Source organism: Shewanella sp. 10N.286.51.B2, from assembly GCF_041469265.1.
Classification (GTDB): domain Bacteria; phylum Pseudomonadota; class Gammaproteobacteria; order Enterobacterales; family Shewanellaceae; genus Shewanella.
Genome location: NZ_JBFRKH010000086.1, coordinates 1 through 9,304, shown reverse-complemented (window position 1 = coordinate 9,304; position 9,304 = coordinate 1). Strand labels below are relative to the sequence as shown.

General features: G+C 38.3%; 7 protein-coding genes. 6 read left to right on the top strand and 1 reads right to left on the bottom strand.

Annotation, left to right across the window (positions count from 1 at the left end):
- The first annotated feature begins 940 nt into the window (after positions 1 to 940).
- Together AB4140_RS18840 and AB4140_RS18835 are read left to right on the top strand one after the other, a co-directional pair.
- Positions 941 to 1,453, top strand: coding sequence for a hypothetical protein (locus AB4140_RS18840; protein WP_372002193.1), 513 nt, complete (start codon positions 941 to 943; stop codon positions 1,451 to 1,453).
- 106 nt (positions 1,454 to 1,559) lie between these two features.
- Positions 1,560 to 3,113, top strand: coding sequence for an SIR2 family protein (locus tag AB4140_RS18835; protein WP_372002191.1), 1,554 nt, complete (start codon positions 1,560 to 1,562; stop codon positions 3,111 to 3,113).
- 206 nt (positions 3,114 to 3,319) lie between these two features.
- Here AB4140_RS18835 and AB4140_RS18830 read toward each other — a convergent pair whose 3' ends face one another.
- Positions 3,320 to 4,321: a hypothetical protein gene (locus tag AB4140_RS18830; RefSeq protein ID WP_372002190.1), complete on the bottom strand. Its 1,002-nt coding sequence runs from the start codon at positions 4,319 to 4,321 to the stop codon at positions 3,320 to 3,322.
- A 477-nt stretch (positions 4,322 to 4,798) separates the two neighbouring features.
- Here AB4140_RS18830 and AB4140_RS18825 point away from each other — a divergent pair, with 477 nt between their 5' ends.
- From AB4140_RS18825 to AB4140_RS18810, 4 genes are all read left to right on the top strand, one after another.
- Positions 4,799 to 4,966, top strand: a complete 168-nt coding sequence (locus tag AB4140_RS18825) for a hypothetical protein (RefSeq protein WP_157936135.1) — start codon at positions 4,799 to 4,801, stop codon at positions 4,964 to 4,966.
- 194 nt (positions 4,967 to 5,160) lie between these two features.
- Positions 5,161 to 7,020 carry a cytochrome c3 family protein gene (locus AB4140_RS18820; RefSeq protein WP_372002188.1) on the top strand — a complete coding sequence of 620 codons (1,860 nt, stop codon included), beginning with the start codon at positions 5,161 to 5,163 and terminating at the stop codon, positions 7,018 to 7,020.
- Positions 7,021 to 7,074: 54 nt separating this feature from the next.
- Complete coding sequence (locus AB4140_RS18815) at positions 7,075 to 7,872, top strand: response regulator transcription factor (protein ID WP_372002186.1); 798 nt, start codon at positions 7,075 to 7,077, stop codon at positions 7,870 to 7,872.
- Positions 7,873 to 8,927: 1,055 nt separating this feature from the next.
- Positions 8,928 to 9,290, top strand: a complete 363-nt coding sequence (locus tag AB4140_RS18810) for a hypothetical protein (RefSeq protein ID WP_372002184.1) — start codon at positions 8,928 to 8,930, stop codon at positions 9,288 to 9,290.
- Positions 9,291 to 9,304: the final 14 nt, after the last annotated feature.

Below are 9,304 nucleotides of genomic sequence, written 5' to 3'. Positions count from 1 at the left end.
TTTAAGTCCTTGAACAACCAGTATTTTGCGATAATTGGGTAATTCTCTTCCTGCTGCAAGCCACCCATAATGCTGGGCTGTCGGCACTTTAAGTCCTTGAATAATTGGTATTTAGCGATAATTGGGTGATTCTCTTCGTGCTGAAACCCACCCATGGCGCTATTAACCGGTGATGAATTTCATTGAACAGCCTTACATTCCCTAATGTAAATCGTTACTTTAAGAGGTTTAACTCTAACAAACTTCTGTCCGTGCGACCTGAGGTCGTATGAAGCGCTGTTCACCGCGATAAGGGTGAACCATCTGTATCACCAGTGTAGTGGATTGCTTAAACTGGCCACTAGCTTGTAGGTGAGACTTGTACTTTGTTACAGCTAAGGTTATCCAAAATATGGAAGTTTTCAGAACTTCGTAAAGCGTTATTGTCCATTTTCAAGTTAGCTTGGCCAACACATTTCTGCCCCTTTATGTGTTATCTCCAGTAATTTGTCCTATGCAGAACTGACTTCTTTGTATTACTTTTTCTCATCAGTCGTAAAGGCATGGTTCTGTGTAGCAAAAACCTTTTAGTTAACCAATGTATGTACTTTTATACGGTAGTGTCGGTTTTGTGCCGTTAATCTCAATTTATGCGCAATCACTTCACCGTTTGCTATTGAGTGAAAAGAAAAAGAGGCGTAAATTCAGTTAAATGAAAGTGTGAGTTCATGAAAAGTTCAGATAACTGGAAAGCAAAGTATGCGACTCACTTTTCTCCCTAGGTGTATTGGATCCAATTTTAAGCGTAAATGTTTAATAATCAGTTATTAATGAACTTTTCAGACTTTTTACTATACACACCTTCTCAACATGGCTTGGCAAAACTCGTAAGCCGTATATACAAATATTAGTTGCATCGAAATTACTTATTATCGCTGCAACCATTTTAAAAGGGACTTTCATGAATACGTCGATGACTGATCCACACGAAGGTATGCTCTCATTTCAGCATGCGCTGCGCGCTGGAATTTTAGAACTAGGTCCAGTAGCCAACCATCAAGACCTATTCAGCCATTTTGACGTACCTACACCAGGGGTAAATCGACTTACTTATGTTCGATTGAGTAAGGATCGCAGGACAGTAAAGGCCTTCGTATCGTGCGTCATGAATGGGCAAATAGAGGGGCTCCCTTGTGTGGCTGTAGGCTATGCTACCCCGCAAGAATTTCGAAACCAAGGTCATGCCAAACAAATCCTAAGAGATGTCATTAATGATCAGGCTAGCCAGGCACAAAATAACGGATTTAATAGTGTTTATATCGAGGCGGTAATAGATACAACCAACGTTCCGTCTCTGAGGGTAGCAGAAGCGGTGTTACGCGTGGAGCACGAGAGCATTACCGATTCTGCTTCTGGCACTCCAGCGTATAGATACACTGCTCAATTTAATGGTGCCCCCCTAACAAGCGCATAAAAATGGACGTCTGACGCTCATTCTTCGCTAATTTTAGCCAGTTATTTTCCGCAATTTATGCGGGCGTTAAACGTCAATGTCAGATTCGTACCTCAGCAGGAATATTATGAAAATAGAAGAAAAGTTAGTTGAGATTTTTAGAGGCAGAGCTGCTGGACCATTCTTGTTTCTAGGTTCTGGGTTTTCTAGGAGATACTTGGGGCTTGAGGATTGGCGAGGATTATTATCAAAGTTTTGTGTTGCGGGAAAACCATTTGAATACTACCTGTCTGCGGCAAACGGTAACTATCCAAAAATTGCTGGGCTCTTAGCCAAAGATTTTAATGAATATTGGTGGTCTGCTCCTGAATATGAGAGCAGTGTAAAAAGATTTAAATCAAAAATTGAAAATGAAACCTCCGCTCTTAGAATTGAAATAGCAAATTATTTGGCTACATTAGATCAATCGAAAGCTAAAGAGTCTGAGTATTGTGATGAGGTTGCTCTTCTTGCAAACTTGAACGTAGATGGGGTGATAACAACTAACTGGGATATGTTCATTGAACAGCTATTCCCAGAGTACAAAACATACATTGGCCAAGAGGAGTTACTTTTTTCAAATCCACAAGAGATTGGAGAAATATACAAAATTCATGGTTGTTCAACTAACTCAGGCTCTTTAGTTCTGACTGATTCTGATTACGAAAAATTTAATGAAAAAAACACCTATTTAGCTGCGAAGCTAATAACACTATTCGTTGAGCATCCTATAGTTTTCATCGGTTATTCAATATCCGATGAAAATATCAGCAGCCTTTTGAAAGCTATATCTGCTTGCATTGGTAAAGATAATGTTGAGCAGTTAAGACAGAATCTAATATTTATTCAAAGACTTGCTTCTGGTGAAGAGCCAAACATTTCTGATACGTACTTAACTATTGATGGGATACAAATCCCATTGGTTTTAGTTAAAACCAATGATTATTCACCTGTTTATAGAGCAATAGATGCTACAAAAAGAAAGATTCCAGCTAGAGTTCTTCGTTATTGTAAGGAGCAACTGTATGAGCTTGTGCAATCTTCAGAGCCTGAAAAAAAGATATGTGTAGTCGATATAGATGAAATTGACTCAAAAGAAGATGTAGAGTTTTTAGTCGGGGTTGGTGTAGCAAACCAAGAGTTTGTTGGTCCTTCGCCTGTTGGGTATGCTTCTATCGGTGTTCCTGAACTACTTGAGGATTTGCTACACGAAAACAAAGATTTCGATAGTGAGCAAGTTCTCACTCATGTGGCCGCTAAAGCATGTAAAAGCTCGCCAAATGTCCCAGTATTTATGTATTTGAATAAATTAGGGATTGATTCTCAGGAAAAATATGCAGCTAGTAAATTCAATATAAATAAGGTCGTAAATAGAGAAATAAAGTCATTGCGTATGGATTCATATAGCAAGCCCTACTTTAGAAACTATCGCCATATGACGATGGCGCAAATTATTGAATCATGCACACCAGAAAACGCTGCTGCTTATATTCCATTTATTTCCAAAGAAAAAATAGATTTGGAGCTGCTGCATAACTTCCTCATACAAAACGAAGAAAAATTTGATTATGACAACTCAAATTATGCCAGTAGTTACAAAAAGTTAGCTTCGTTGTACGACAGGTTAAAATGGGGCTGGTAACGTTTAATAAGCAAAGGCAGTCGGACGCGTGAAAGCTCCACTGCTTTGAGCATTACCACATATCCGATTGCCATACTTGCCCTAATCCCACGACCTCTCTTTAGACGCTTTGCTCTAACCCGTTTTTGTCCATAAGTACGTTAGAGAGGGGGCGTTTTAGGCTATAAATTAGATTTTATAGCCTATTGTTATCATTTCTTTCCGTTTTATTCATGATTGAAGAAAGTAAAACCTTCCAATTTAGCAATTTGAATTTTACAGAAATGCTCGTATGTGTTGCTGGTATCAATGGGTATAACTTCGATTATAGCGCGGTACATAAACCAGAGCTCGAGTGATATCGCTTCCCCACTAGGTAACAGTTTTTCTTTTGCTGAAATTAGCTGTTCATCATTTAATTCTTTAGTCGCTACTTTTATCGATGCGTAACTATGCTCAAAATACAAGCAATAGGCATTACCTTCGATTTTTGGACGACATTCGAAACTGAATGGATATTTGAAGCTTAATTTATAGAGTAAATGTTCAATATCCTTTTCAAGAAGCGGAAGGTTCACACTAGCTAAACACTTATGATTAATAACCAGATGTTCATTATCTTCAATAAAAATCACATCATTACATTTCTCCTCTATGTATTTTAATAAAGGGACACTTGATTCGTACGGTCTGTGTCTTCTAAAAATATGTTCAGGGGCAATTTCAACCACTGGGCCTGAACAGATACCGAATGACTGATTACTTTCTATTTTCATTAGCAGCTCGAGCTCATGTCGAAAGATAATAACCTCGTAACAATTAGTTTTTTCTAGAGGCACTAAACATAATTTCGGATAATTACAATCAGATTCATCGCCATCCCAGTTATCAAGCCATTCATTTGAAAAAGGGGAAAATCTCATGATGGAGGACTTCGCATACTCAAGAGCTTCTTCTAAATTTATCGAATGTGAAGTATATTTGTTAATTGTGGATAAGATAACTTCTGGGTACTTATCTTTAATTAGTTTGAATATATCTGAACCAAAAATGTGCTTTGTATTAAAGCTATCAAGTATTTGCCAGCTTGGGTAACCAAGGGCTGTAGCTAAGGAATTAAGTATCGCGGTTTGTTTTACTTCCACCTTCAAAAGTGATTTAGTGTGCTTAGCTAATTCTTTTAAAATAAGCTTGTCTTGAGGACTAATCAATATAGAAAATTCTGACATAACTATCTCCGTCGCCCTAGGGAATCTCGATCGACATGGACGAAGTTGTCACTTTCTAATTGTTGATGTAATTGCTTAGTTATGTGCTAGTTAGTGATTCCGGCTGGTGAGCACAAGTTGTTAGATTAGAGTTGTTTAATATGTTCGTCAACTTTTATCATTGCCCGTCAAAGTTAAATTTATAAATCCACCTAAAGTGATGACAGTAAGGTTCTATCTTCATATTCCGTGAAATGTTCACACGCTTGCCCTGTAGTGGTTTAGCAAAACTGGGCCACTACTTTGTAGTCAATTGATGTGTTTGGAATAGAATAAGTTATCAGAAAGTTCAGTTGTACTTGTTCATCGTAACTCGGAATTGCCCCTTTTCGTTTTACATGCTCTATCAGCGACCCACTTACAATGTGTCAGTTGACCAAATTTTATTAATGAGCCAAGGTATCTAAAGGACTAAGGAATTACCAGAGAGGGAATACAATGAAAGTCGAAATCGAAAGAACCGAAGATGGAGAGGCTTTTTTCAGATTACCTGATGAATATCTTGCAGACCTAAAATGGCAAGATGGTGATGTCATTGAGTGGATTGATAATAAAGATGGTACCTGGACCTTACAAAAGTCCTCGGTAGCAAGTCCTGCGGATTAGTCATGCTGGTCAATGGGTTTTATTCATAATTATTTAGAAAATGGATTGTATGTGTTAAATCAACAAAAAGATGAAGCAATAACCACCGATTAGGGGATCTCAATCACAGTGGGTTTCCACACTGTCATTTCTACTAGTGATGACGACTAGCTCCCCCATCTATCCTTATCGAACTTCTAAAAAGCAAGGAATAGATGATGAAACGTAATGCTATTATAGCTGTGCTAACCCTCAGTTTTGCACTAGTTGGTTGTGGGAGTGATGATCCTTCAACACCGACTCCACCAATTCTACCAGAACCACCAATAGTGAAACCCGATTATGTCTTTGGCGGCCCAACTGAAGATGAGCAAAAACTAAATAAAACCATTCAATTTGCGATTGTAAAAGGATTTAGTCCTCTGGATGAATCCGAAACAACCAACAAAGATGAAACTAGTAATGGCTCTAATTCTAATAAGGTCGAGGGTGTGCTCGAGTCAAAAATGATTGAAGATGCGGCAAAACTAGGATTGAAAGTTGACTACCTTCTGCCACCCACTGCTATCAATATGTCTGGTGTAAAAATAGATTCTATACGCCCAGATCTGTTTCAGGACGGACACGGCTCCGTAATGGACCTTCTGCTTTGGGCTGCAGAAAAGTATCACCTTAATGTTGAATTTGAAAAAGATGACAACCTAAAAACTCATTTTATCACCTCTATCGAAGGGATCACTGGTCTCCCAGAAGCTGTAGATCAACAAAGCTTAGGTAAAACCGAGGGACAAGGCTGGAAATATTTAGTAGGCCCTAGCATATGGGAAGTCAAGAAAGAGGGAAGTTTTGAAACTGACCATTACTACTATAAAGAAGAAGAGATCTACTTCCGAATGGATCACCACCCACTAAAGAATGAGATGAGTATCGTTCTGGTTGCTGCGCAACCTGGTGAAATGGATATCCGCAAGAAAAAATACCAAAAAGAGATGGATCGCCTAGCAGAAAATGGCGGCAAAGTTATCATTCCTGAAATTGTCATTGATTTCAAGCCAGCCAAGACAACTGAAACTGGCGAGATCTTAATTCCAATTCAACGTGCAGTATTTAAGGATATCGAGGTAACACCTCATAACCTTAGAACCGATATTTATAAAGAAGGCGTAATTACCGAACTTGATGCTTGGTTGTCTTTGGTTGAACAGCGTCCTGATCTGAAAATAGATTGGTCTTACTGGCCGCGTTTGAGTACAAACTCGAATGTGCAGGGCTATGTTGCGACAGCGATCAGCTTTAACGGTCGAGATGATCTGGGCAACATTGTCAATGAGCGATATACTAATAACGGCTCTTGCGGTTTCGTTCACCATACAGGTGAATGGGAAAACTATATGGATTCAGGAGCACAAAATGGCCTCTACCAGTGGGTTATGTGTTCAGCAAGAACAGACATGGGTGGTGATGAATATCGCAAAGCCTGTTCTGGCCAAGTTCCTGGTGTTCTTGGTTATCGCGCCCACAGCTATGGTGAAGGTGAACAATATGAAAATCATAACCCAAATGGCCGTGGCTACATGAAGTTTGGGTTGCCATTTGGTGGTAATGATCCGCATTTAACAGGTGATGCCATGATTATCTATGGCCCAGAGTACATCAATTACGTCGGGGCTGCATTTGGCAATGGTTACGGTAATCAAGAGTCGACTTCAGGCTGTGATGCTGAAGCACCGGAGATTGACCCGTCCCTGATTAAGGATATTAGCCAAGCTAGAGCTCCATTAACAGAGACTCATTTTGGCTGGGAAATACCAGACTGCACCACTTGCCACAATGCTGATAATAGTCATGTAGTTCAGGATATGGCGCCATGGGAATGTGCAGAGTGTCATGGAAATAATGGTGCACCTGACAGTCATGGAGAGTTACTGACCTGCGGTTTCTGTCATGCTAAAACGCTAGCGAAACACGGCGATGCATACTCAACTAAAGATGATTACTATAGCCAACAGACAAACTTTAAGGAGCCAGAAAGCTGCTTAACCTGCCACGTTGAAAAACATAAAGGCACTCAGTAAATCATATAGTTCAGAGGAAGGTTTTACCTTCCTCTTCATCGCAGAGAACCCATTATGCATGCATTACAAAGTGAACTTGTCTGTAACAGGATTATTGAGAACTTTCTCGAAAAACTAGCACCATTCGGGCTAAACCAATTCTACTATTGTATTATTCCTGACGATCAATGTAACTTATGCAGTGTTCCCGATGAACCACTAAACATTTGCAATGACTCTACCGTTCAAGAGCCTGAGATTGCACAAGTTATTGACCTAAAAAAAATGCGCTTCGCCGTTTCCTCTGATCATCGAATATTAAAATTTCGACAAGAGTTTCTAAAGCGTTTTGCCAAATATGATGAAGGCTACCAACTATCACGCCCCTCGATGAGGAAACGACAGAATCCATTCGTATGGCCAGAAAATACTATGCCAGAGAGACGGAAAAAGAGCTTCGAACAACTACTTAATTTGCACCAGATTAGGACTAGATTAAGTTTTTATTACCCAGTAAAGGATAGAGAGGGTTGGGTCGGAATATGCAACCTATTCTCAGCGAGTGAACGGGATAGTGTTACAGTAAACATATCCTCCAATGAACTCAAAACACTCTTAAAGGAGTTTTCGGAAACTTTTAATGCCGTAGCATTTAAGACTATCAACCCTATTTCAAATTTCAGGATTTTATCCCCTACCTGTATAGAGATTCTATCTCTAATTGCTCAAGGATGCTCCAGTGAAGAAGTAGGAAAACAGCTTTATATGAGTGAGCGGGGTGTTAACTACCATATTGATAGAGCAAGGCTTATTTTAACAGCTCGAAACAGAACAAACTTAGTAAGCAAGGCTTATCAGAATGGATTGTTGTAGCGATTAGTTTATAGCATTAGAATGAAAATGAGTACACTAAAACCATAGTCCCAATTGATCTCCTTCGCAGTCATGTCAATACAGTCATCACTATGAAAACGACTCCGTACATGAGCTCTTCTCGCGATAACTAGCTACTCGAACCCTTGTAGTGGCAGAGTGAATTTGGCCACTTAATTAGAGGTTTTGCAATACCCGAGGTAATCCTTCAAGTGCTAATTTAGCAAAATCACTGACTCATTCATGTCCAAAAGTGAGTTTCAAAGTGATAACAAACTTTATTATCAAAAAATGAAATTTGTCATCTGATAATTTATCAAACTATTACGTCATTACCGTTCATAGCAACCTTAATTTTTTATCAAACTATATTATTGTCGTACAAAAGGCCAAACATGGGATCTGGATACTAATATTTTTCCTGATTTATTTAAGGTTGCCATGGGTAAAATCAACCCTGGCATTTTCTTAAATCTCTAAGTAATTTGCAAAAAGTGTATAAAACCAAGTCTATTTTCGATTAATATTGATTTAAATATACAATATCTGAATTTGTGTATTGCAAGTTTTTATGTTTTTTCGTTAAAACCTATATTAGCAAGGTGTTTACTCACTCACTCGGTTGGTTTGTGGTTTTTTTAGTGGGTATTACCATTCTGACGTTTACTAGAGACTAATAATTGTTAAGTTTGATAATTTAATCAATAACAACAATAGTTTAAATTAAAAGTTTACAGTTAAGTGTTATAACTTCTGTAAACTTTTTTTGTATCTGAAAAAGGTTATGGTTTACCTTGTATTTTTGTTAACTATTTAGAATTTATATAAAGTAATGACATTAATTTTATTCTGTCACTTGGTCTATTTAAATTATCTAATTCTCGTGGAGTAAACGAGTTGTATCTCGTGTTGATTTTCTTCAAAGTAAATGTTTCTCACCTCGTACTGTTTATCAAACTATAAATACCTTAGTGCTTAATGTGTTGAGATACTGTCTACTTTTTAATTCTGATATACTCTAGGTGTTTGAAATTTCATAAAAACCAGAGGATTTGATGAGCAATCACGGAGAAGGCAAGAAAGATATCAAACTAAACGAGATATTCAGTGTAATAGACACCAAAAACATCATGAAACCATTCAAAGAGTATCAAGCAAGCTTAGATTCATTCTTTACTGAGTATTCCCCGAGCAAGTTCCCATCATTGATACGATTCTATGAGACGTTCAACACAGATACGTTTTCTTCTGAAGATCACCGCTTTATAGCTAACGCCCTTGATATGGCTAACTATGATGAGAGTGCTTTGAAAGGGGAGTGTGTATTGCTTTTCGCAGAACCACTCATTGTTTCCGAACTTCGTTGCAAAGGTGTAATAAGGAACAAGAATGAAGGGGCAATTAGACTAATTTTGTAACCCTCCCTTATATC